This window comes from Arthrobacter sp. YAF17 (assembly GCF_052113365.1).
GTDB lineage: Bacteria > Actinomycetota > Actinomycetes > Actinomycetales > Micrococcaceae > Arthrobacter.
The window spans coordinates 35,943-58,090 of sequence record NZ_JBFRDB010000002.1 but is presented as its reverse complement, the minus strand read 5'-3'; the positions used below and the strand labels follow the sequence as shown (position 1 = coordinate 58,090).

Here is a 22,148-nt window from a genome sequence, read left to right as displayed (position 1 = left end):
ATCGCCGTGAGTGCAATGGCGTGGCTAATGGTCGGGTTAATTGTCGTTCCAATCTCCGGGATGGTGTGGGCCATGATCTCGGTCGACCGGGGAGGCCTGGCAGCCGTCCGGAGCAACCTCGGCCGGGGACGCTTGGTCGAGGAACGTGCCCCCGCTGCAGGACAGCGGGGGCCGGAGGGCCTCGGTGCCCGGCTGACGCCGAAAGGCTACGCCGGGTGGTTGAACAGACTCCTGGCCAAGGCCGGCAGGCCGGCGGGCATGCCCCTCGAACGCCTCCTGATTGCCAAGCCTGCCCTGGCACTCGTAGCGGCATTCTTCAGCATTCTTGTAGTTTCCAAACAGCAACCCGGCAGCATCGTGCTCTTCGCAATCTTCCTGCCGATGCTCGCGTACTTCGTTCCGGACATCCTGATCCACGGCCGCGGTGCGGAACGCCAGAAGGCCATCGAAATGGAGCTGCCGAATACCCTCGACCAGATGCTGATCTCGGTCGAGGCGGGTCTGGGTTTCGAATTGGCGATGGCACGGGCGGGTGACAACGGTAAGGGACCACTGGCAGAAGAGCTTGTCCGCACGCTCCAGGACATGCAGGTCGGTCGAAGCCGCAAGGATGCCTACCTTGCCATGGCCGCAAGAACCGATGTACCGGATCTGCGGAGCTTCGTGCGCTCCGTGGTGCAGGCGGACACCTATGGCATCGCGCTGGCTGGCGTGCTTCGTGCCCAAGCGAAACAGATGAGGGTCAAGCGGCGCCAACGTGCCGAAGAGAAGGCAATGAAACTGCCTGTCAAGGTCTTGTTCCCCCTCATGTTTTGCATCCTTCCCGTGCTGTTCGTCGTCATTCTTGGACCCGCAGTCATAGGTGTCATGCAGAACTTGTTGGGCGCCTTCTGAGGCAATCCGCCTGACGCCGTGAGCGGGCCGGCACCCAGTTATTGACCATATGGATCAAAGGAGCAGCAGATGTTTAGGTTCCCACCAGGAAGCCGGCCGAACCGGGACGGCCGGCAACGCGGTGCCGCGGCTGTGGAATTCGCCCTGATCGTTCCGCTGATGCTTTCCCTTGTCCTGGGCGTGATCGACTTCGGCATGGCCTTTGCGCAGACCATTAATCTCCAAGGCGCGGCGCGGGAAGCCGCGCGGCAGGGTGTCACGCAGGGTGACGTGATCGCGTCAGCGAGCCGGGCACGGGGCCTGCTGGACGACAACAAGCTCGAATCAAGATTCACCGTCGACACGTCGGCGGGGACGCCCGGCGTCATGGTCGTCTGCCTTCGCTATCCCCAGTCCTCCCTCTCCGGATTCTTCGCGTGGGCCCTGGCCGGTGACTTCGAAGCTAAAGCAGTCATGCGTATGGAAAGCGCCGCTCCCGCAGCATCCGGATCGAAGCATTGGAATGGAGGATCATGTTCCGCCTGACACCAGCACAATCCGGCCTGGTCCGGGCCCGCCGGGCAGCACGCGACCGCCACCCTGACCGGTCCGGTGGCAAGTCCGGTAGAGGGGAACGTGGGGCCTCGATGGTGATCTTTGCCCTGCTGATTCCCGTAGTCTTCGGGTCCGTGGCCATGGCCGTCGACTACGGCCGGCTGCTCCACGAGCGGCAGCAGTTGAGCAACGCCCTTGACGCCGCCGCACTGGCCGGTGCGGCCTCGCTCCCGAACGATCCGGCGGGCGCCAGCGCCGCAGCGCTGGCCTACGCCCGCGCCAACGATCCCGAAGCGGACCCCGCTGCCTCCTTCTGGTGCGTTGTCGCGTCCACCGGGTCCGCCAAGACTGTGGCGACCAGCCAGATCCCCAGCGTCTGCGACCCCGGGGCGGTCGCTGGCGCCAAATGCAACGAAGTGATCTGCGCGGTCCCGTGTATACCCGGAAGCGGCCGCACCTGCAACACCATCACTGTGACCGACGACAAGAATGTTCCCTTCGCCTTCGCGCCCGTCATTGGCATCAACACAGGCAACACCGGATCCCTGGCCTCAGACGCGTGCCGGGGGTCCTGCGGTGCACAAAGCCCTAATCCGATGGATGTCGCCATAGTCGCTGACCGCACCAGCAGTATGAGCGACCAAAACATCACCGACATGAAGACCGGGATCAAGAACACTCTCCTAACCATGTCCAAGGATCAGCAGTATGTGGCATTTGGAACCATCCACAGGAGTGCCCCCATCGCCGGCGGTTGCCAGACCAATCCGTCCGGATCCGCGACCACCGGCCCTTGGATTCCGGTTCCGTTCTCGAACGACTACAACAATCCGGGCTCCACGCCGACCGCCAATGGCAGCAGCACGCTCGTCAAAGCAATAACTTGCTTGAACAAGTCGTCGGGCTTTGGCACCTACCTTGCGTCGCCCTTGAAAGCCGCCGCACGCTACGTGCTTGGCAAGGACGCGAACAATCTGGCGAGCCTGACCGCGCGCGCTGGCACTGCGCGCAAGGCAATAATCCTGGAGACTGATGGCCAGCCCAACGAGAGCAACATCGCGGGGTCCACGTCTGTAGACTCTGCCGGTGACATCGGCAGTTCAATCGTTTCAACTGCCTGCAACAACCTGAAGGCAGTCGCAGCCGATGCCAAGGACAAAGACATCCTCATCATCACGGTCGGCTTCGGAAGCGCCAACACCGACTCCTGCGGCGGCGGCGTACTTGTCCGGGACGTGCTCGCCGCTGCCGCCTCAGAGAAATCCCCGAGGGTCCCCAGTACTGCCAGCAACGACTGCCAGAGTGCTGCGAAGCGGGATGCTGAGAACGCGGATGGAGATTACTTCTTCTGCGCCGCAAGCGGAACGGAACTCGGCCCGATCTTTGTCTCGGCGATCAACGCCATCAGTGGGAACTCGCGCCTGATCAGAATCCCCGGCTGACGGAACGCCCCGTGCGCAGGGTTTTCCCAGCCTGCCCACCCACAGACCAGACCCCCTTGGACCCCAGAGCCAAGGGGGTCCTCTGGCGTGCCGGTCCAGTCCACACTGGGCGAGCGCAGAATACGCGCAGGGAATGTACAGGGAACGTGCAGTTTGGGAAGCCTTGGCACAGGATACGTCCACGTCGAATGGTCGGCGTGTCGCTCGTTGCTAAGTTCCTCTCAGTGCTGGTGCAGGGCCAGCCCCAACTCGCTCAGGAGTCACCCATGCGTTCCTTTTTCTCCAACCTCGCAACCCGCCTTCGCCGTGACCAGCGCGGCGCCACCGCCGTCGAATACGGCATTATGGTCTCCCTCATTGCTGTCGTGATCATCGTCGCTGTCACACTGCTCGGTGGGACTTTGAAGGACACCTTCAACACCGTGGGATGTTCTGTTCAGGGTGGCAAGGTCTTCTCGGCCACCGGCGGCGCCGACGGCAAGGGTGGCTGCGTCGCCGCCCCGTAGCGTGCGATTTGATCCGAAAGTCAGGGTTGGGGAAGGCTCCGGCCTTCCCCAACCCTGACTGTCTTACAGGCGCCGACAAACCAGCAACTCAAGGAAGGCGGTCCCCCATGTCCCAGACAAAGGAACGGGGTGCCGTCGCGGTGGAGTTCGCACTCCTCGCTCCCATCCTGGTGATGCTGTTGCTGGGCATCACCGAATTCGGCCGGGCCTACAACGTTCAGAGCTCCCTTTCCAGCGCGGCCCGCGAAGGCGTCCGGGTGATGGCTATCGGGAACAACCCGACCGCCGCCCGGACTGCGGCTAAGAATGCAGCGGTTTCAGTCCAGCCCGGGCTGAGGGACGCCAACATCACGTTCACCCCCGCAACATGCGCCCCCGGTGCCCAGATGACGCTAAAGATCACCTACAACCTGCCCACCATGACAGGAATCGCGGGTCCGTTTGCCATGGAGGGCAAGGGGGTGATGCTGTGCAGCGGTTGAAGCCCAGGCAAGGGGACGGCGAGCGCGGGGCCGTCAGTGTCCTCGTCGCGATTCTTATGGTGACCCTGCTCGGTTTCACCGCGGTCGCCGTCGACGTCGGCATGCTGTACGCCGAGCGGACTCAGCTCCGCAATGGAGCCGATGCAGCGGCCTTTGCCATCGCCCAGAAGTGCGCCCGCGACGTCAACGACCCCGACTGCTCCGCAACGTCGGATTTGGCCCGCAGCCTCGCCAACAGCAACGCCGGCGACGGGGCGAGCAACGTCAAGGCCGTCAACCTCGACAAGGTAGCCGGCACCGTCACCGTGACGGCAGGCGCCCAGGAGCCTGGCAAGGAGCCCAACAGCGTGTCGCTCTTCTTCGCCCGCGCCATGGGCATTAACGGCGCCGAAGTGAACGCGGGGGCCACGGTTCAATGGGGCAGCCCCGTGGCAGGACCGACTGCGTTTCCGCTCACCTTCTCTATCTGCCAGGTCAAGGACCACGTCGACGGCGGCCTGCAATTGCTGGTCAGCCACGGCAAGAAAGCCGACGCTGACTGCAACTATGGCCCGTCCGGAGCCCCGGTCCCGGGCGGCTTCGGCTGGATCAAGCGCACATCGGGCACCTGCGACGGGATCATCAGTCTGGCCGCCGGCGCCGCCAGCGATCCTGGCAACAGTTATCCGGGCGCCTGCGACGATCTCATGCGGAAATGGGCGGACACCATCACGGCAGGCAATGACGTGACCGTGCTCCTTCCTGTGTTCAACGCGGTGACGGGAACCGGAGCCGGAGCCGGCTACAAACTGATTTCCTTCGCATCATTCAAAGTCACAGGCTGGAATTTTAGTGGCGGCAACAAGCTGCCCACGTCCTTTCACAACAAGTCCCCTTTCGTTCCCACGTCCCTGAACTGCGAAAACAGCTGCACGGGCATCATCGGCAGCTTCATCCGGTACGTCTCATTGGCCGACGGCTACACCCTTGGAGTGACACCGGAGGACTTTGGCACCGACATAGTTCGCCTCACTCAATAGTTTTCCGCACACCCGCAAACCCCTACGTTCAGGAGCAGTCTTGAAGTCACGCTTGTTGGCCGGCGTCGCCGCCCTCGTCCTGGCGATCCTTGGGGCGTTACTGGTGGTCAGCTACGCGCAGGGCGCCGATACCAGGGCGGTCCAGGGACTGGATCCGGTCACCGTCCTCGTGGTGCAGAAAGCCGTGCCCGCCGGCACCTCAGTTGCAGCTTTAGCAGCCTTCGTGGCGAGCGAAGAACTTCCCGGAAAGGCTGTCACCAATTCAGCGCTGAAGAACCTCGACGGCCTGGCCGAAAAGGTCACCGCCGTCGAACTGCTCCCCGGCGAGCAGCTGGTCGCGGAACGGTTGATCGCGCCGGAGGAGCTCAAGGCCAGCGGGTCCGTGGACGTCCCGGAGGGCCTGCAGGAAATCTCCTTCCAGCTTGAGCCGCAGYGCGTCGTCGGCGGCCGGATTGTTCCCGGTGACCGCGTCGGCATCTTCATCAACCTGAAGGGCGGGGGCCTCGAGGCTAAGCCTGAACAGCCGACAACCCAGCTCTCCATCCACAAGGTCCTCGTGACCGCCGTGCAGCGGGCGCCTGTTGCCACGCCCTCGCCGCAGCCTTCGGCTGACGGCTCGGCGCCTCCGGCGGAGGACATGTCCCTCCCTACCGGGTCCTTGATGCTCACCGTGGCAGTGAACGACGTGGATGCCACCAAAATTGTCTACGCCTCCGAGTTCTCCGCTACCGCCAGCCTCTGGCTGAGCAAGGAGCCGCTCACCGCAACTGACAGCGGCAAGCCTGGAATCATGACAAAACCGGAGGTCTACAAGTGAGCCGCTTTGTCCTCATCACCCCTAACACCGACTTCGACTCCCGCGTCCGGCAGGCCCTGGCCGGCGGGCTCCCGGGCGGGCTGCAGACCTTCGCATTCGTCAACCCCTCCGATCCCGGCGAGCTGTTCGCCAATCTCAACCAGGAACGCCCCGAGGTGCTCATCTTGGGACCGGACATCCCGGTCGAGGATGCCCTGCGGCTCGCCACGGTCTTCGATGTGCAACTGCCGGAGCTGAGCGTGGTCCTGGTCGGCGAGCCTGACCCTGCCTTCGTCCTGCTCGCCATGCGTGCCGGCATCCGGGACATCCTCGGTCCGGAGTCGGATCCGGCCCAGATCCGCATGCTGTTGGAACGCGCCTGCCAGTCCTACGCGAGCCGGAGCCGGACGTCAGCCGTCCAGCAGTCCGAGGGCCCTAAAGGGCTGGTCATCGGCGTCTTCTCCCCCAAGGGCGGCGTCGGCAAGACCACCATCGCCACCAACATCGCGATCGGCCTGGGCAAGGTCGCCCCGATGGGCGTCGTCATCGTCGACCTGGATCTGCAGTTCGGGGACGTGGCGTCCGGCCTCTACCTGAACCCGGAGCACACCGTCACGGACGCGGTCTCCACCGCCGCCAGCCACGATTCCCTGGTGCTCAAGGCGTTCCTGACCGTCCATGCCGGCAACATCTATGCCCTCTGCGCCCCGCGAAGCCCGGAGGAAGCGGACGACATCACCCCGCAACAGGTCTCCCGGCTCCTCGAACAACTCGCGGAACAGTTCCAGTACGTCGTCGTGGACACCGCTCCCGGCCTGCCCGAAGTCGGCCTGGCCGCCATGGAGCAGTGCACCGACGTCGTCTGGGTCACTGCCATGGACGTCCCGAGCATCCGCGGCCTCCGCTCCGGCCTCGGAATCCTCCGCCGCCTGGACCTGTTGCCGGAAACCCGCCACGTGGTCCTGAACATGGCCGATGCCAAGTCCGGCCTCAGCGTCCAGGACGTGGAGGCCACCATCGGCGCCCCCGTGGATGTCAGCATCCCCCGCTCCAAAGCCGTGGCCTTCTCCACCAACCGCGGCATCCCGGTGCTGCAGGACGGCCGCAAGGACCCTGCCATCAAGGGACTCAAGCAACTTGTGGCCAGGTTCGATCCCGCGTGGCGCGCCACTGCGCAGAAGAAACTGCACCGCCGGGTGGTGGTCTAAGTGAAGCTCTCCGAACGGCTGCGCACCGCCGAAGGCACACAGGCTCCGGCCGGTACGCGGGCCCCGAATCCGGCGCCCGCCCCGCCGTCCCGTGCGGAGACGACGGCGGCCGCTGCCCCCGCCGTCGAACTCCGCAAGCCCGTCACCAAGGCTCCACCGGCTTTCACCGACCCCCCGGACACCTACCGGTCCAAGACGCAGCAGCCCGTCGACGTTTTCGCGGCCCTCAAGCAACGCGCCGCGACCGCCCTCTTCGAACGGATGGGGACCCGGTTCAACGACTCTGCCGTCAAGGAGGACGAGCTGCGCACCTCCGCGAGGGAGGAGCTGATTCGGATCATCGACGCCGAACAGGTCCCGCTGTCGTCCGAAGAACGCTCCCGCCTCGTCCAGGACGTCGCCGATGATGTGCTCGGCTACGGTCCCCTGCAGCGCCTTTTGGACGATCCCGCCGTCACGGAAATCATGGTCAACTGCATGGACCAGATCTACGTCGAGCGGCACGGCAAGCTCACCCTGACCGAGTCGCGTTTCAGCTCCGAAGACCACCTGCGGAAAGTGATTGAGCGGATCGTCTCCAAGGTGGGCCGCCGCATCGACGAGTCCTCCCCTCTGGTGGACGCCCGCCTCGAGGACGGTTCCCGCGTCAACGCCGTCATCCCCCCGCTCGCAGTGGGCGGTTCCTCACTGACCATCCGAAAATTCAGCAAAGTGCCGCTGACCGTCCGGAACCTCATCGAGTTCGGCACGCTGACGCCGGAAATGGCCGAACTCTTGAACGCCTGCGTGAAAGCGAAACTGAACATCATCGTCTCCGGCGGCACCGGCACGGGCAAAACGACGCTGCTCAACGTGCTTTCCTCCTTCCTGCCCGACGACGAGCGGATCGTGACCATCGAGGACGCCGTGGAACTGCAGATCCAGCAGCGCCACGTGGTCCGGCTCGAAAGCCGCCCACCCAACACAGAAGGCAAGGGCGAAGTGACCATCCGGGAACTGCTGCGCAACTCGTTGCGTATGCGGCCGGACCGGATTGTGGTGGGCGAGGTCCGCGGCGGTGAATCGCTGGACATGCTCCAGGCCATGAACACCGGCCACGACGGGTCCCTTTCCACGGTCCACTCAAACTCGCCCCGCGACGCCGTCGCACGTCTGGAAACCCTCGTGCTGATGGCCGGCATGGACCTGCCACTGCGGGCGATCCGGGAACAGATCGCCTCGGCCGTCAACCTGATTGTCCAGATCTCACGCCTCCGCGACGGCACCCGCCGGATCACCCACGTCACTGAAGTCCAGGGTATGGAAGGTGACATTGTCACGCTGCAGGACGCGTTCGTCTTCGACTATTCGGCCGGCGTCGACGCCCACGGCCGTTTCTTGGGCAAACCGGTGCCCACCGGAATCCGTCCCCGCTTCATTGACCGGTTCGAGGATCTGGGCATCTATGTCTCCCCCGGAGTCTTTGCGGCCCCGCTGACCGCCGCCGGAAGGGTGTGACCGGCCATGACTTTATTGCCTGTCGGCGTCGGGCTGCTGTTCACGGCGGCGCTGCTGCTCGGCTACGTGCTGCTCGCCACGGGCGGGGACAGCGTGCCGCTGGACCGCCGGCGGCCCGTCCAGGACCGGCCCGACTCCCAGCTCACCCGGTTCGCCGGCTCGGCCGTGCACCTGGTCGACGGATTCTTCTCGCAACGCAAGGTCCGGTTGTTCAACCGGGAAGCGCTGGAAAACGCCGGCCTGCGGCTGAGCCAGGGCGACTTCTTCGTCCTGGTGCTGGCCGGGGCCCTGGTGGGAGCGGTGGCAGGCCTGGTTGTGGCCGGCCCGCTGCTGGCTATTCTCTTCGTCCTGTTGTCCCCGCTGGCGGGGCACCTCGTGCTCGGTTTCCTGGCCGGCAAACGCCGGACCACGTTCGACCAGCAGCTCGGCGACACGCTTCAGCTGCTGGCCGGCGGCCTGCGCGCCGGGCACAGCATCCTGCGCGCCATTGATGCCGCCGCCACCGAATCCCAGGTTCCGACGTCGGAGGAGATGCGCCGGGTGGTCACGGAAACCAGCCTGGGACGTGACCTCCAGTCTTCCCTCAACGACACGGCCGAACGGATGCGGAACGAGGACTTCGTCTGGATCGCCCAGGCCATCCAGATCAACCGCGAAGTCGGCGGAAACCTCGCCGAGGTCCTGGACCAGGTGAACGAAACCATCCGCGAGCGCAGCGAAATCAAGGGCCACATCAAGGCCCTCGCCGCCGAGGGCAAGTTCTCTGCGTACATCCTGATGGCCATGCCCATCGGCATCGTTGTCATGCTGATGCTGGTCAACCCTGGCTACATGAACGTGATGTTCACCCACCCCTTGGGCTGGGGCATGATCGTCGCGTCCGTCATCCTGATGACCATCGGCGGCTTGTGGATGCGCAAGATCATCGACCTGAAGTTCTGAGGCGGGCGTGAACTCACTGGTGCTGCTTTCCGTGCTGCTGGTCTCCGCCCCGGTGGGGTATCTGGTGTGGTCGCTGCTGTCCGTAGACCGTTCGTCCCGGCGGGCTGTCCGCACGATGCTCGCGGCCGGCACGGACCCTGCCGGGCCTGCGGAGCAGAACCAGAGCAAACTGCTGGAACGGATCGGTTACCGGCTGACGCCCGCAGGCTACGTGCGAAAACTCGACAAGCTCCTGTCTCTTGCCGGCCGTCCGGCATCCCTGCCGCTGGGCCGGGTCCTTGCGGCCAAGCCGCTGCTGGGGCTGTTGGGTGCCCTGCTCGGGTTTTACATCAGTTCCAGCGGCCCGACGCCGATCATCAAGCTGGTGGGGGTTTTTGTAGTACTGCTGGGCTACTTCATCCCCGACCTCCTGCTCTACAGCAAGGGCCAGGAGCGCCAAAAGATCATGCGACTGGAGCTGGCCAACACCCTGGACCAGATGCTCATCTCCGTGGAGGCCGGACTGGGTTTCGAGGGAGCCATGGCCCGGGCCGGCGAGAACGGCAACGGTCCCCTCGCCGAGGAGCTCGTCCGGACCCTCCAGGACATGCAGGTGGGCAGGAGCCGCCGCGAGTCGTACCTCGCGTTGTCCGAACGGACCAACATCCCGGAGCTGCGCAGCTTCGTCCAGGCGGTGGTCCAGGCGGACACGTACGGCATTGCCATCAGCCGCGTGCTCCGGATCCAGGCGAAAGTCATGCGGGTCAAGCGCCGGCAGCGGGCCGAGGAACAGGCCATGAAGCTGCCGGTCACCATCCTGTTCCCCTTGCTTTTCTTCATCTTCCCGGTGCTCTTCATCGCCATTCTCGGACCGGCCGTCATCAACGCGATCGAGACCTTCAGCGGCCAGTAGCTGCCTGCATCGCCGGAATGCCACAAGGTTTCCGCAGGATCACCCGGAGTGCGGGGTCAGGGTTCTGGCAGGCAGTAGCGTGGTCGCATGTCCTTTCTCAGTGCCCCCGACGACGGCGACGCCAGTGCAGCATTCTCCCCCGGACTCTTCCCCGGCGGAGCAGGCCCGGCTGCCCCTGAAGTGGCGCCGCTGGTAGATCCCGCGGCGCTCCAGGACCTGGGTGCCCAGCTGGAAAGCCCGTCGGTCGCCAAGGGGTTCGCCAGGGACTATGCCAAGATGTGGGACCAGCGCTACAGCTGCCTGGCGTCGGCGCTGGACCGCCGTGACGAGGCAGGCTCGCTGGAGGCTGCACTGAGCCTGAAGACGTCCTCGGCCATGGTGGGCGGACTCCAGCTCGCCGGGCTCGCTGGAGACCTGGAGGAAGCGGTGCGCGGCGGCGACATGGCCCGCGCCGGCTCACTCCTGGCGGAGATCGCTGAGAGCGGCAGCGAAACCGTAGATGAACTGCAGTACAGCTACATTCTCTGGGAGAGCTAGTTCCGCTCTGGAACGAGCCGATACCCCACACCGCGGACCGTCTGAAGCCAGCGGGGATGCAGCGGATCCTCGCGCAGCTTCCGCCGCAGGTTCCCGATATGCACCTCGACGGCCCGTTCGTCGGATTCACCGATGTACGCATCCGCGCGGTAATACTCGCCCCGCACCACACGGACCAGGTCAGTCTTGGACCGGACGGCACCAGCGCCCTTTAGCAGGGCATGCAAGAGATCGAACTCGCTGCGGGTCAGGCTGACGGCTGCGCCGTCGACGGTGACCGTACGGCTGTCCGGATTGAGATCCAGCCCGTTATGGCGGAAGACGGAATCCTGCGGTGCCGGGGCAGCAGCAACTTCCGGCTGGGGCGCTTCACTGATGGAGTCCTGCCGGGGCCGCCGCATCATGGCGGCCACCCTGGCCCGGAGTTCGCGCGGCCGGAACGGCTTGATCATAAAGTCGTCGGCGCCGGTGTGCAGTGCCGTCAGCGTGTCCAGTTCGTCCGTGCGGGCCGTCAGCATGACCACATAGGCATCGCTGAACTGCCGGACCCGGCGAAGGACTTCGTAGCCGTCGATGTCCGGAAGCCCCACGTCCAGAGTGACCACGTCGGCTTCCAGGCGCCGGATGACGTCCACCCCCTCTCGGCCGTCTGCGGCCGAATGGACTTCGAAACCCGCCTGGCTCAGCACGGCTTCGACAAGGTTGCGTACGTCGGCGTCGTCCTCAACGACGACCGCGACTCCAAGGTCAGTCATGGCCCCCCTCACATCTGGTCCTGCTCCACTTCCAAACGCGGACGCGCCGGCAGTGCTGATCGCGTCGGCCCCCACCGGCATTGTCAGAATACCTACGCTGGGGGAAAAAACCGGTTCCGGCGCAGTAACAGAACCCAGATTACCCAGCTTTGTGTCAAGTTTGTATGACAACTGGTGTAAAACTGGAGCAGTGAGGAAGGAGCGCGGCTTCAGTGAGTGAACAGCGCCTGGTCCGGAGTGCGGGCAGGTACGACAAACCCGTGGGCCGACGTGCGCGGGTAGTGGCCTGCCACCTCTCACTGACGCTCGTCCTGGCGGCTGCCGTGCCGGCAGCCGCCGTATGGTGGCCGGCTCTCCTCGACACTCCGGGTATGACCGCTGCCGTGGTGTTCGCTGCCCTTGTGGCCCTTGCCGCGTCCTTCGCTCTGAGCCTGGCACGGATACGGCTGCGCCTGGAACTTCGCCGGACCCGTGCCAAAGAGGCGGAGCTGCAGTCACTGCTCGCGGACAGCCGGGAACGCGAGCGCCTCCTCAACACCATCCTGGACACCGTCGACGTCGGCATCGTTGCGCTCGACGCCGCGGGCCGCCGGCTGCTGACCAACAGCTGGCAGTCGGCCCTGGAAAAGTCCGCGGCCCCCGCAGGCGTTGCCGGGGCCACGGAGGAGGCGCAGTTGCTGCTGACCGGGCAGGACCAGGAAACCCCGCTCCCCCTCGAACGGCGTCCTCTTCGGCGGGCCGCATCGGGAGAGTCCTTTGCGGACTACCTTGTGCGATTCGGCGAGACCCCGGGCAGCCGCGTCGTGTCCACCGGCGCCCGTCCCCTGCAGGACGACGACGGCGGCTTCCGGGGCGCCGTCGTCGTTTTTAACGAGGTCACCGGGCTCGTCGATGCCCTGGCCGCGAAGGACGATGTCGTCTCCACGGTCTCGCACGAGTTCCGCACCCCGTTGACCTCGATCATCGGCAACCTCGACCTGGTTCTGGGTGATTCTGCCGGGCTCTCCCCCACCATCGTGCGCCGGATCGAGGTTGCGCAACGCAACGCCGAACGGCTGCTTGCCCTCGTCTCGGACCTGCTGATGTCCGCCAACTCCACGGTGCACGTCCATCCGCGCCGGACCGATCTGGCCAGTCTCGTCGAAGCCAGCCTCGGCTCGGCCCAGGCCCACGCCCACGCATCCCGGGTCTCACTTTCCATGGAGCTGCCGGCCCCGCTCTGGGCCCATGTTGATCCGCTGCGGATCAGCCAGGCCCTCGACAACCTTGTCTCCAACGCCATCAAGTACTCCCCCGACGGCGGCAACGTCCACGTTTCCGCCAGCAACGAACGGGACCGGGTGCTGCTGCACGTGGAGGATGACGGAATGGGGATGACAGCTGCCGACGCCGACCGGGTCTTCACCCGGTTCTTCCGCAGCCCCGCCGTGCGCGGGGGATCGATTCCGGGCGCCGGGCTTGGCCTGGCCATCACCAAGGCGATCGTGGAACGGCACGGCGGCAGTATCTCCTGCAGATCGCGTCCCGGTTGCGGGAGCACGTTCACCGTGGAACTTCCCGCCCAAGCGGCTGCCCCGGCTGATTAGCCGGACTCCGGCCCACCGGGTTACTGGCGGCGTGCGCGCGTCAGCTCGGCCCTGGCGAGCAGCCCGCCGGCCGTTGGGTAGGACACTTCCTCCAGCACCAGCGGATGCGGGGCGGCCAGCACGGACTTCGCGTCCCGCTGCCGGGCGAGCAGCCGTTCGTGCAGCCATGCCGGCTTCTCGACGCCGGCACCGACATACAGCGCCGAGCCGACCAGCGAGCGGACCATGTTGTGGCAGAACGCATCGGCCTGGACGGTGGCCACGAGAACGCCGTCGGCGCCGCGGGCAAACTCGAAGCGCTGCAGCTCCCGGATGGTCGTGGCGCCTTCCCTCGGCTTGCAATAGGAGCGGAAATCCTGGAGTCCCAGAAGTTGCGACGCGCCCTCGTTGAGGAGCCCCACGTCCAGCTGTTCCTTGTGCCACAGCGTCGACGTGCGGCCCAGCGGGTCCCAGCGGGCCTGGCCGTCCGCAATCCGGTAGCTGTAGCGGCGCCACAGCGCGGAGAACCGGGCGTCGAAGCCTTCAGACGCGATCGAGACGCGGTGGACCTCGATGGCCCCGGTGAGGTCGCCGAGCCCCCGGCTGAGGGCGCCGCGGAGGCGCCGCAGCAGCGCGACCGCGGGATCCAGCTCCACGCCGCGGTTCAGTCCCAGCCACTCCGCCTCGCTGAGGTCGACGTGGACCACCTGCCCGCGGGCGTGCACACCGGCGTCGGTTCTTCCGGCCACGGTGACCCGGATGGGCCGGCGGATGAGCAGCGCCAGGGCCTCTTCCAACGCACCCTGCACCGTGCGCCGGCCGGGCTGGACGGCCCATCCGTTGAAGGGTCCGCCGTCGTACGCAAGATCAAGCCGGATACGCAAAAACCCGCCGCCCCCTCTAACGGGGGCCGCGGGTTTCTGGTCGTTCATAGACTTAAGTCTATGCGAAGAAATCAGCGAATTACTTCGCGTCCTTCTCGGACTTAGCGTCTGCTTCCTCGGCGGCCGGAGCCTCTTCGGTAGCTGCTGCCTCGTTCTCAGCTGCTTCAGCTTCGGGAGCCTCTTCGGTCTCGGCAGCTTCGGTCTCGGCGACCGGGGCGGCTTCTTCCTTCTGGGCGTCCTTCTTGTCGGCGTCACGCTTGGCGGCGGACGTAGCCTCGGCTACGACGGCCTGCTTGGCGGAAACCGGCTCGAGAACCAGTTCGATGACAGCCATGGGAGCGTTGTCGCCCTTGCGGTTGCCGATCTTGGTGATGCGGGTGTAGCCGCCGTTGCGGTTCTCCACTGCCTGTGCAATGTCGGTGAACAGCTCGTGGACGATGCCCTTGTCGCTGATCAAGCCGAGTACACGGCGGCGGGAAGCCAGGTCGCCACGCTTGGCGAAAGTCACCAGGCGCTCGGCGTACGGCTTCAGTCGCTTGGCCTTGGTCACCGTGGTGGTGATCCGCTTGTGCTCGAACAGTGCGGCAGACAGGTTCGCGAGCATAAGACGCTCGTGAGCCGCTCCGCCTCCGAGGCGCGGACCCTTAGCGGGGGTAGGCATAATAGTTTCTCCTCATATGGAAGCCGTTGGGCTGCGCACACCGTGGTGCATCAGCCCGCGGGCCAAGATCTGTTTTTTAGAGCTCGTCGTCGCTGAAAGCGGCGTCGTCCTCTTCAATTGCTGCGGCGCGTGCTGCGAGGTCAAAACCGGGAGGCGAGTCCTTGAGGGACAGGCCCAGTTCAACCAGCTTTGCCTTGACCTCATCGATGGACTTCGCACCGAAGTTACGGATGTCCATGAGGTCGGCCTCGGAGCGGGCCACGAGTTCACCCACGGTGTGGATGCCCTCACGCTTGAGGCAGTTGTAGGAACGGACGGTGAGGTCCAGATCCTCGATCGGCAGGGCCATGTCAGCTGCCAGGGCAGCATCCGTCGGCGACGGGCCAATCTCGATACCTTCAGCTGCGGTGTTCAGCTCGCGGGCCAGACCGAACAGTTCCACCAGGGTGGTACCTGCCGAAGCAACGGCATCGCGCGGGGCGATGGCCTGCTTGGTCTCGACGTCGACAATGAGCTTGTCGAAGTCAGTGCGCTGCTCAACACGGGTAGCTTCCACGCGGAAAGTAACCTTCAGGACCGGCGAGTAGATCGAGTCGACCGGAATGCGGCCGATCTCGGAGTCGCCGGACTTGTTCTGAGCTGCCGAAACGTAGCCGCGGCCGCGCTCGATGGTCAGTTCGAGTTCGAACTTGCCCTTCGAGTTCAGCGTGGCAATGTGCAGATCCGGGTTGTGGAATTCGACGCCGGCCGGCGGAGCGATGTCCGCGGCGGTGACGACTCCCGGGCCCTGCTTGCGCAGGTAAGCAACAACCGGCTCGTCGTGCTCGGAGGAGACCGACAGGTTCTTGATGTTCAGGATGATCTCAGTGACATCTTCCTTGACACCCGGAACCGTGGTGAACTCGTGCAGCACACCATCGATCCGGATGCTCGTGACAGAAGCACCGGGGATGGAGGAGAGCAGGGTACGGCGGAGGGAGTTTCCGAGGGTGTAACCGAAACCGGGCTCCAGCGGTTCAATGATGAAACGGGAGCGGTTGTCGGAGACGACCTCTTCGGAGAGGGTGGGGCGCTGTGCAATGAGCACTTAGGTTTCCTTTCGGCGAGCATCCGCTATATGACGCAACACAGGTGGTGGAAAGATCGGTCTGAGACTTAACGCGGCCGGGCTTGCCCGGACCCGCGAAGGTCCGGGCAAGCACCGGTGCGTTGGAAAGCCTTAGACGCGGCGGCGCTTCGGCGGACGGCAGCCGTTGTGGGCGCTGGGGGTTACATCCTGGATGGATCCAACCTCAAGGCCAGCGGCCTGCAGTGAACGGATAGCCGTTTCGCGACCCGAACCCGGGCCCTTGACGAATACGTCAACCTTGCGCATACCGTGCTCCTGCGCACGCTTTGCGGCGGCTTCGGCGGCCATCTGGGCTGCGAACGGGGTGGACTTACGTGAGCCCTTGAAGCCAACCTCACCGGACGAAGCCCAGGAGATGACAGCACCGTTCGGGTCCGTGATGGACACGATGGTGTTGTTAAAGGTGCTCTTGATGTGCGCCTGGCCCAGCGCGATATTCTTTTTGTCCTTCTTACGCGGCTTGCGAACCGCGCCACGAGTCTTCGGGGGCATTATTTCTCCTACAGAAAGTTATTGGGGGAAGACGAGCTAGTCCCGAGGGGTTTAGCGGGTCTTCTTCTTGCCTGCGACGGTGCGCTTCGGACCCTTGCGGGTACGTGCGTTCGTCTTCGTACGCTGTCCGCGCACTGGCAGGCCCTTGCGGTGGCGAATACCTTCGTAGCTGCCGATTTCAACCTTGCGGCGGATATCTGCTGCTACTTCGCGGCGAAGGTCACCCTCAACCTTGTAGTTGCCTTCAATGTAATCACGCAGCTGGACGAGCTCGGCGTCGGACAGGTCCTTGACCCGAACGTCCGCGCTGATGCCGGTGGCAGCCAGGGTTTCGTGTGCACGGGTCTTGCCCACGCCGTAGATGTAAGTAAGCGCAATTTCCAACCGCTTTTCGCGGGGAATGTCTACGCCAGCGAGACGAGCCATAGAGGCAGTGCTCCTTGTATAAACCGGAGGTCGTAGGCAGTACACCCGCACGTTCCGTGCGGCCCCAGCCTCCGACCGGGGGTTAGCTGTACGGGCCCATATGTCCCAGATCAGCTTGTGCTGCCTTTTATTTACTTGCGTGGGTTAGCAACCCAGGATTTCCCGAAAAGGGAAATTAGCCCTGGCGCTGCTTGTGGCGCGGGTTCTCGCAGATCACCATGACCCGGCCATTACGGCGGATCACTTTGCACTTTTCGCAGATCTGCTTGACGCTCGGCTTGACCTTCATGGCGTTCCTTTGCGTGTTGCAGTGGTCAGCTGGACCGGCCTTCGGCTGTTGCTCTGGCCGCCCAGTGTTTACTTGTAGCGGTAGACGATACGACCACGTGTCAGGTCGTACGGGCTCAGCTCCACCACTACCCGGTCCTCAGGGAGGATCCTGATGTAGTGCTGGCGCATCTTTCCAGAGATGTGCGCCAGAACGATGTGCTTGTTGGTGAGCTCAACGCGAAACATCGCGTTGGGCAGCGCCTCAGTCACAACGCCCTCGATCTCAATGACCCCGTCCTTCTTGGCCATACCCTCCGCTAACTGTTGTTTGCCGCCGCCCTCCGGCTTGCACCGGAAATGACCGCGGACGTTTTTGATTGATTGGCTGATGCCTCCCGGCCACAAAAGGGCACAACAGGGCAGACAACCAACAGACAACACTACGCCATTACGGCCCGAATGTTAAATCCAGTAATCGTAGCGTATTCAGCGCCCGTATGCACCAAATTCGCCCGCCGGCGTGCTCACAGGCTCCGCGCGGGCGATCCCATCGAGGATCGCGAGGCGCACGACGTCGGCTGCCGCACTCTGCAGGGTAATGAGGCTCACCTGCCGGGCGGACTCGCTGCCGCGTTCCAGAGCGAGCGCGCCGGTGGCGAGGCAAAAGACCGTGTCGCCGTCCGCCAGGGTGTGGCTGGGGTCCAGCGCCCGGGCCAGTCCTGCGTGGGCGGCCGAGGCGGTGCGTTTGCACTCGGCCTTGTCCAGGATGGCATTGGTGGCGACGACGACGAGGGTCGTATTGAGGGGCGGCGAGCCAGCCTCGTAGTCTGCGACTGCAGCCTCACCTTCCGAGCCAGCAGCCGAAACCCTCTGCGTGCTCGCTCGTTCCTCCCCACCGGCCCCTCCGCCTCGCAAGCTCGGCGAGGGAACCCCGCCGTCGTGGCCCCCACTTAGACGCACGCTGCCGGGTTCCGTCCGCTGGCTCGATGTGCCGAACGGTAGTCCCAGCGCGTTGACTACCGCGATGGCGCCTACAACAACAGCGCCCTCGCCGGAGATGTTGTTTAAGGTAATTGAGGCTGTTCCTAGTCCGCCCTTGAACTGTCCCCGGCCTATGAGGGCTCCTGTGCCGGCTCCTATGTTGCCGCGATCGACGTCGTGGCCGTCTTTACGGGCGGCGGCGTCCCTCGTGGCCGCGTAGCCCATGGCGGCGTCCGGGCGGGCGGCGAAGTCTCCTCCGCGGCCGAGGTCGAAGATCGCCGCGGCCGGCACGATCGGGACCACGCCGCCGGCGACCGGGAAGCCGCGTCCGTTCTCCTCGCACCAGCGCTGGGCGCCGTGGGCCGCGGCGAGGCCGAAGGCGCTTCCCCCGGTGAGCACGACGGAGTCCACGGTCCGGGTCAGCGTCGTCGGGTCCAGGGCATCGGTCTCATGCGTCCCGGGCCCGCCGCCCCGGACATCGACGGAACCAACGGTGCCCGGCGGAGGCAGCACAACCGTCACTCCGCTGAGCCAGCCTTCGCCTGTCCTGCCGGCATGGCCCACTCGCAGGCCCGGCACGTCCGTAATCGCAGTCATGGCTCTATTGTGCGCTCCGGCGCAAGGCCCCTGCCTCCCGCCGCGCCTCCATCGACTTGACGAATCGCGCGCTGATGTCCGGACTCCAAACAAGCGTTATGTAATACTGCATGCAACACAGCGTGAACGGGCAACGAAGCCTTGGACAACAAAGCTCTAATGGGGTCTTGTGCGGGATTCTGCCCACCAGCCATGTGGTGAAGTGATAGCTAGGTATCCCCGCCCATCTGCCTGCCACCGGCAGGCACGGAACCGTTAGAGACCTGAATGACGCGACAATTGACCGACCGGCCGCGCGCCGTCGTCGAGGCCACACCGGCCCCGGCGCCACGTGCCCGCTGGTCCGCCCGAACCCGCCGGGACTTCTTCGTTTTCCTGGCGTTAGCGCTCCCCAACCTGCTCCTGATTGCGGTGTTCACCTACCTCCCGCTCTTCAACAACATCTATTACTCCACCCTGGACTGGACCCTGGGCTCGGCCAATGCCACGGTGGTGGGCTTCGAAAACTACGTCACCTTCTTCACCAGTTCGGACGCCACCAAGGTCCTCGGAACCACTGCCGTTTTCACACTCGTCACCGTCGGCGGCTCCATGGTCCTGGGCCTGCTGGTGGCCCTGGCCCTGAACTCCAGGATCCGCGGCACAACGTTCGCGCGCTCAGCCGTCTTCGCCCCGTACGTGCTCAGCGGCGTCGGCGTCGGGCTCGTCTGGCTCTTCATTTTCGATCCCGGCTACGGGGTGCTCGCCTGGCTGCTGCGGGGCATCGGCCAGCAGAGTCCGCAGTGGATCAATGACCCGCAGCTGTCCCTGGTCATGGTCATCATCGTCTACGTGTGGAAGAACCTCGGCTACTGCGCCGTCGTCTACCTGGCGGGGCTGCAGTCGCTCCCGCAGGATGTCATGGAGGCCGCGTCGCTGGACGGAGCCAACGGCTTCCGGCGCTTCATGAGCATGGCCCTGCCGCTGCTCTCCCCCACCACGTTCTTCCTGCTCATCACCACCATGCTGAGCTCGTTGCAGGCCTTCGACCTGATCCGCATCATGACCCCGCTGGGCAACGGCACCAGCACGCTGATCTACGAGGCCTACCTCCAGGCCTTCGGGGCGTTCAACCGGGCCGGCTACTCGGCCGCGATCTCCGTGATTCTGTTCGCCATCCTGCTCATCATCACCGTGCTGCAGTTGCGGTTCGTCGAACGGAAGGTGCACTACTCGTGAGCCTGCTCTCCCCCGTCAGCCCTGACCCCGCCGCCAACGCCGGCCCCGCCTCACCGGCCGACGCCGATCCCGGGATCCCGGTTCAGCGCCACCGGCCGTTCTCCCGCGCCAACCTGGTCCAGACGATTGCCGGCGGCTACCTTCCCTTGGTCCTCGCCACACTGGTGGTGTTCCTGCCGCTGCTGTGGATGGTGCTGAGTTCGTTCAAGCAGCCCGGCGAGATCATCACCATGGACCTGAAGATCCTGCCGGAGAGCCTGAACTTCGAAAACTACAACGTCGCCATGACCACTGTGCCGTTCGCCCAGTTCTTCGTGAACAGCCTGATCGTCACCAGCGTGGGGGCCACCATCAAGGTCCTCCTGGCGATCCTGACCGCCTACGCGCTGGTGTTTGTCCGGTTCCCATACAAGAACGTCATCTTCGTGCTGATCCTCGTGGCCCTGATGGTCCCGCCGCAGGTGTCCATCCTGCCTAACTACATCCTGATCGCAGGGATGGGCGGCAAGAACACCTTGTGGGGCATCATCCTCCCGGGCCTTGGCACGGCGTTCGGGACGTTCCTGCTACGCCAGCATTTCCTGACGCTGCCCTCCTCCATCCTGGAATCGGCCGAGATCGACGGCGCCGGCCACTGGCGCCGCCTCTGGCGGATCGTGGTCCCGGTCTCCGGGCCCTCGATCGCAACGGTGGCGCTCGTCGTCGTCGTGAGCGAATGGAACGACTACATCTGGCCGCTCATCATCACGGACCGTCCCGAGACCATGACCCTGCCCGTGGGCCTGACGCTCCTGCAGAACTCCGAAGGCAACGGCTCCGGCTGGGGCATCCTGATGGCCGGAGCCGTGCTCGTGATCGTGCCCATCCTGCTGGTCTTCGCGGCGCTGCAGCGCTACATCGTGGCCGGCCTTACCCAGGGCAGCGTCACCGGGTGATGCAGCCCCCAAGTCCCACCGCAATCCAGTCTTCACAGCTAACCAGTCGCACCACCGAGAGGATCCACCATGGCATTAAATCTTGACCGCAGAAATTTCCTGGGACTGGCCGGCGCCGGGGCAGGTGCCGCGGCGCTGGCTGCCTGCGGCGGGCCGTCCACCGGCGGCACTGCGGCGGCAACAGGTGCCGCCGATATCGACTTCAGCGGCGTCAAGCCGGCCGCGTCGATCGACTTCTGGACCAGCCACCCCGGCAAGTCCCAGGACGTGGAAAAAGCCATCATCGAGAAGTTCCACGCGAAGTTCCCGGACATCAAGGTCAACCTCGTGACCGCCGGAGCCAACTACGAGGAGATCGCGCAGAAGTTCCAGACGTCACAAGCGGCAAAGTCCGGCCTGCCGGGTCTCGTAGTCCTCTCCGACGTGTGGTGGTTCCGCTACTACACGAACGGCAACATCATCCCGCTGAACAGCCTGATCAAGCAGTTGGACATCAAGGTGGACGATTTCCAGAAGTCCCTGGTCGCCGACTACCAGTACGCGGACAAGCAGTGGGCACTGCCCTACGGCCGTTCCACCCCGCTTTTCTACTACAACAAGGACCACTTCAAGGCCGCCGGGCTGCCGGACCGTGCCCCGAAGACCTGGCAGGAGTTCGGCGAGTGGGCGCCCAAGCTCAAGGCCAGCTCCGGCGCGCAGTACGCCTACATCTACCCGGCCCTGGCCGGCTACGCCGGCTGGACCCTGCAGAACAATCTGTGGGGCTGGGGCGGCAGCTGGTCCAACGAGTGGGCATTCAACTGCGATTCCGCCGAGTCCGTCGCCGCCCTGCAGTGGGCGCAGGACTCCATCTTCAAGGACAAGTGGGCGGGGGTCTCGTCCAAGGAAGCCGCCGACGACTTCGCCGCGGGCATCACCTCGTCCACGATTTCCTCCACGGGTTCCCTCCTGGGGGTCCTGAAGTCCGCGAAGTTCAACGTGGGCGTCGGGTACCTGCCGGGCGGACCGAAGAGCGAAAGCCCGGTGTGTCCCACGGGCGGCGCCGGCCTGGGCATCCCCAGCGGGGTCAGCAAAGAGGTCCAGCTCGCCGCCGCCACCTTCCTGAAGTTCATGACGGAGCCGGAAAACACGGCGCAGTTCTCCGCGGCCACGGGCTACATGCCGACCCGCACTTCCGCCGACATGACTGCCGTGCTGGCCAAGACGCCGCAGATCAAGACCGCCATGGACCAGCTCGCCGTCACCCGCGTCCAGGACAACGCCCGCGTGTTCCTGCCGGGCGCGGACCAGGAGATGGCCAAGGCTGCCGCGGCAATCCTCACCCAGCAGGGCGACGTCAAGGCCACCATGACCGCACTGAAGGCCACTCTGGAAGGCATCTACACCAAGGACGTGAAGCCGAAGCTCAAGAGCTGACGACGCGGGTAAGTTCTCCCGCTACGACGAATCCCTGGCGCTGCCGTATTACGGCGTCGCCAGGGATTTG

Annotated in this window: 25 protein-coding genes; 16 read left to right on the top strand and 9 right to left on the bottom strand. The window is 64.9% G+C overall.

The window, feature by feature from the left end:
* Positions 1–6 precede the first annotated feature (6 nt).
* The 12 genes from AB4Y67_RS03295 (at position 7) to AB4Y67_RS03240 (ending at position 10,749) form a co-directional block, all read left to right on the top strand.
* A complete protein-coding gene (locus tag AB4Y67_RS03295) occupies positions 7–894 on the top strand; it encodes a type II secretion system F family protein (RefSeq protein ID WP_441404371.1) in 888 nt (295 codons plus the stop codon).
* Between the two features lie 69 nt (positions 895–963).
* Positions 964–1,419, top strand: coding sequence for a TadE/TadG family type IV pilus assembly protein (locus tag AB4Y67_RS03290; protein WP_441404370.1), 456 nt, complete (start codon positions 964–966; stop codon positions 1,417–1,419).
* Between the two features lie 101 nt (positions 1,420–1,520).
* Positions 1,521–2,870 (top strand): pilus assembly protein TadG-related protein, encoded by a 1,350-nt coding sequence (locus AB4Y67_RS03285; protein WP_441404369.1) that lies wholly within the window; start codon positions 1,521–1,523, stop codon positions 2,868–2,870.
* A 266-nt stretch (positions 2,871–3,136) separates the two neighbouring features.
* A complete protein-coding gene (locus tag AB4Y67_RS03280; RefSeq protein ID WP_441404368.1) occupies positions 3,137–3,376 on the top strand; it encodes a Flp family type IVb pilin in 240 nt (79 codons plus the stop codon).
* 107 nt (positions 3,377–3,483) lie between these two features.
* On the top strand, positions 3,484–3,858 hold the full coding sequence (locus AB4Y67_RS03275; protein WP_441404367.1) for a TadE/TadG family type IV pilus assembly protein: 375 nt from the start codon (positions 3,484–3,486) through the stop codon (positions 3,856–3,858).
* Positions 3,846–4,877 (top strand): pilus assembly protein TadG-related protein, encoded by a 1,032-nt coding sequence (locus tag AB4Y67_RS03270; protein WP_441404366.1) that lies wholly within the window; start codon positions 3,846–3,848, stop codon positions 4,875–4,877. The genes AB4Y67_RS03275 and AB4Y67_RS03270 overlap by 13 nt, the downstream gene beginning before the upstream one ends.
* Positions 4,878–4,917: 40 nt before the next feature.
* Entirely contained in the window at positions 4,918–5,694 is a 777-nt protein-coding gene (gene cpaB / locus AB4Y67_RS03265; RefSeq protein ID WP_441404365.1) for a Flp pilus assembly protein CpaB, read from the top strand.
* Entirely contained in the window at positions 5,691–6,881 is a 1,191-nt protein-coding gene (locus AB4Y67_RS03260) for an AAA family ATPase (RefSeq protein ID WP_441404364.1), read from the top strand. Before cpaB ends, AB4Y67_RS03260 begins: the two co-directional genes overlap by 4 nt.
* Positions 6,882–8,378: a CpaF family protein gene (locus tag AB4Y67_RS03255; RefSeq protein ID WP_441404363.1), complete on the top strand. Its 1,497-nt coding sequence runs from the start codon at positions 6,882–6,884 to the stop codon at positions 8,376–8,378. It begins immediately after the preceding gene.
* A 6-nt stretch (positions 8,379–8,384) separates the two neighbouring features.
* The gene (locus tag AB4Y67_RS03250; protein ID WP_441404362.1) at positions 8,385–9,320 is read left to right on the top strand and encodes a type II secretion system F family protein; all 936 of its coding nucleotides are present in this window, start codon (positions 8,385–8,387) and stop codon (positions 9,318–9,320) included.
* Positions 9,321–9,327: 7 nt separating this feature from the next.
* The gene (locus AB4Y67_RS03245) at positions 9,328–10,212 is read left to right on the top strand and encodes a type II secretion system F family protein (RefSeq protein ID WP_441404361.1); all 885 of its coding nucleotides are present in this window, start codon (positions 9,328–9,330) and stop codon (positions 10,210–10,212) included.
* Between the two features lie 87 nt (positions 10,213–10,299).
* A complete protein-coding gene (locus AB4Y67_RS03240; RefSeq protein WP_441404360.1) occupies positions 10,300–10,749 on the top strand; it encodes an Hpt domain-containing protein in 450 nt (149 codons plus the stop codon).
* Here AB4Y67_RS03240 and AB4Y67_RS03235 read toward each other — a convergent pair.
* On the bottom strand, positions 10,746–11,504 hold the full coding sequence (locus AB4Y67_RS03235; protein ID WP_441404359.1) for a response regulator transcription factor: 759 nt from the start codon (positions 11,502–11,504) through the stop codon (positions 10,746–10,748). The two genes, AB4Y67_RS03240 and AB4Y67_RS03235, sit on opposite strands and share 4 nt — an antisense overlap.
* Before the next feature lie 212 nt (positions 11,505–11,716).
* Here AB4Y67_RS03235 and AB4Y67_RS03230 point away from each other — a divergent pair, with 212 nt between their 5' ends.
* Complete coding sequence (locus AB4Y67_RS03230) at positions 11,717–13,090, top strand: sensor histidine kinase (RefSeq protein ID WP_441404358.1); 1,374 nt, start codon at positions 11,717–11,719, stop codon at positions 13,088–13,090.
* A gap of 20 nt (positions 13,091–13,110) precedes the next feature.
* Here the strand turns inward: AB4Y67_RS03230 and AB4Y67_RS03225 are convergent, their stop codons facing one another.
* The 8 genes from AB4Y67_RS03225 to AB4Y67_RS03190 all read right to left on the bottom strand — a co-directional run bounded on the left by AB4Y67_RS03225 (position 13,111) and on the right by AB4Y67_RS03190 (position 18,509).
* Positions 13,111–14,001, bottom strand: a complete 891-nt coding sequence (locus tag AB4Y67_RS03225; RefSeq protein WP_441404357.1) for a tRNA pseudouridine synthase A — start codon at positions 13,999–14,001, stop codon at positions 13,111–13,113.
* A 31-nt stretch (positions 14,002–14,032) separates the two neighbouring features.
* On the bottom strand, positions 14,033–14,614 hold the full coding sequence (gene rplQ / locus AB4Y67_RS03220; protein WP_441404356.1) for a 50S ribosomal protein L17: 582 nt from the start codon (positions 14,612–14,614) through the stop codon (positions 14,033–14,035).
* A 76-nt stretch (positions 14,615–14,690) separates the two neighbouring features.
* Positions 14,691–15,701 carry a DNA-directed RNA polymerase subunit alpha gene (locus tag AB4Y67_RS03215; RefSeq protein ID WP_024366109.1) on the bottom strand — a complete coding sequence of 337 codons (1,011 nt, stop codon included), beginning with the start codon at positions 15,699–15,701 and terminating at the stop codon, positions 14,691–14,693.
* A gap of 132 nt (positions 15,702–15,833) precedes the next feature.
* Complete coding sequence (gene rpsK, locus AB4Y67_RS03210; protein ID WP_018773682.1) at positions 15,834–16,235, bottom strand: 30S ribosomal protein S11; 402 nt, start codon at positions 16,233–16,235, stop codon at positions 15,834–15,836.
* Positions 16,236–16,286: 51 nt separating this feature from the next.
* Positions 16,287–16,661, bottom strand: a complete 375-nt coding sequence (rpsM, locus tag AB4Y67_RS03205; protein ID WP_024366110.1) for a 30S ribosomal protein S13 — start codon at positions 16,659–16,661, stop codon at positions 16,287–16,289.
* A gap of 175 nt (positions 16,662–16,836) precedes the next feature.
* Positions 16,837–16,950 (bottom strand): 50S ribosomal protein L36, encoded by a 114-nt coding sequence (rpmJ, locus tag AB4Y67_RS03200; protein WP_009358722.1) that lies wholly within the window; start codon positions 16,948–16,950, stop codon positions 16,837–16,839.
* Between the two features lie 68 nt (positions 16,951–17,018).
* Positions 17,019–17,240: a translation initiation factor IF-1 gene (gene infA / locus AB4Y67_RS03195; RefSeq protein ID WP_009358723.1), complete on the bottom strand. Its 222-nt coding sequence runs from the start codon at positions 17,238–17,240 to the stop codon at positions 17,019–17,021.
* Positions 17,241–17,417: 177 nt separating this feature from the next.
* Positions 17,418–18,509, bottom strand: coding sequence for a P1 family peptidase (locus tag AB4Y67_RS03190; protein ID WP_441404355.1), 1,092 nt, complete (start codon positions 18,507–18,509; stop codon positions 17,418–17,420).
* A 267-nt stretch (positions 18,510–18,776) separates the two neighbouring features.
* On the opposite strand from AB4Y67_RS03190, the gene AB4Y67_RS03185 reads away from it, so the two are divergent.
* The 3 genes from AB4Y67_RS03185 to AB4Y67_RS03175 all read left to right on the top strand — a co-directional run bounded on the left by AB4Y67_RS03185 (position 18,777) and on the right by AB4Y67_RS03175 (position 22,078).
* A complete protein-coding gene (locus tag AB4Y67_RS03185) occupies positions 18,777–19,727 on the top strand; it encodes a carbohydrate ABC transporter permease (protein WP_441404354.1) in 951 nt (316 codons plus the stop codon).
* Positions 19,724–20,662, top strand: coding sequence for a carbohydrate ABC transporter permease (locus AB4Y67_RS03180; RefSeq protein WP_441404353.1), 939 nt, complete (start codon positions 19,724–19,726; stop codon positions 20,660–20,662). Before AB4Y67_RS03185 ends, AB4Y67_RS03180 begins: the two co-directional genes overlap by 4 nt.
* A 69-nt stretch (positions 20,663–20,731) precedes the next feature.
* A complete protein-coding gene (locus AB4Y67_RS03175) occupies positions 20,732–22,078 on the top strand; it encodes an ABC transporter substrate-binding protein (RefSeq protein WP_441404352.1) in 1,347 nt (448 codons plus the stop codon).
* Positions 22,079–22,148 lie beyond the last annotated feature (70 nt).

Bases quoted from the DNA above. Each gene is read 5' to 3' on its own strand.
- AB4Y67_RS03290 (WP_441404370.1), top strand. From the start codon at position 964: ATGTTTAGGTTCCCACCAGGAAGCCGGCCGAACCGGGACGGCCGGCAA.
- AB4Y67_RS03285 (WP_441404369.1), top strand. From the start codon at position 1,521: ATGGTGATCTTTGCCCTGCTGATTCCCGTAGTCTTCGGGTCCGTGGCC.
- AB4Y67_RS03280 (WP_441404368.1), top strand. From the start codon at position 3,137: ATGCGTTCCTTTTTCTCCAACCTCGCAACCCGCCTTCGCCGTGACCAG.
- AB4Y67_RS03275 (WP_441404367.1), top strand. From the start codon at position 3,484: ATGTCCCAGACAAAGGAACGGGGTGCCGTCGCGGTGGAGTTCGCACTC.
- AB4Y67_RS03250 (WP_441404362.1), top strand. From the start codon at position 8,385: ATGACTTTATTGCCTGTCGGCGTCGGGCTGCTGTTCACGGCGGCGCTG.
- AB4Y67_RS03240 (WP_441404360.1), top strand. From the start codon at position 10,300: ATGTCCTTTCTCAGTGCCCCCGACGACGGCGACGCCAGTGCAGCATTC.
- AB4Y67_RS03235 (WP_441404359.1), bottom strand. From the start codon at position 11,504: ATGACTGACCTTGGAGTCGCGGTCGTCGTTGAGGACGACGCCGACGTA.
- AB4Y67_RS03225 (WP_441404357.1), bottom strand. From the start codon at position 14,001: ATGAACGACCAGAAACCCGCGGCCCCCGTTAGAGGGGGCGGCGGGTTT.
- rplQ (WP_441404356.1), bottom strand. From the start codon at position 14,614: ATGCCTACCCCCGCTAAGGGTCCGCGCCTCGGAGGCGGAGCGGCTCAC.
- rpsK (WP_018773682.1), bottom strand. From the start codon at position 16,235: ATGCCCCCGAAGACTCGTGGCGCGGTTCGCAAGCCGCGTAAGAAGGAC.
- rpsM (WP_024366110.1), bottom strand. From the start codon at position 16,661: ATGGCTCGTCTCGCTGGCGTAGACATTCCCCGCGAAAAGCGGTTGGAA.
- rpmJ (WP_009358722.1), bottom strand. From the start codon at position 16,950: ATGAAGGTCAAGCCGAGCGTCAAGCAGATCTGCGAAAAGTGCAAAGTG.
- infA (WP_009358723.1), bottom strand. From the start codon at position 17,240: ATGGCCAAGAAGGACGGGGTCATTGAGATCGAGGGCGTTGTGACTGAG.
- AB4Y67_RS03190 (WP_441404355.1), bottom strand. From the start codon at position 18,509: ATGACTGCGATTACGGACGTGCCGGGCCTGCGAGTGGGCCATGCCGGC.
- AB4Y67_RS03185 (WP_441404354.1), top strand. From the start codon at position 18,777: ATGACGCGACAATTGACCGACCGGCCGCGCGCCGTCGTCGAGGCCACA.
- AB4Y67_RS03175 (WP_441404352.1), top strand. From the start codon at position 20,732: ATGGCATTAAATCTTGACCGCAGAAATTTCCTGGGACTGGCCGGCGCC.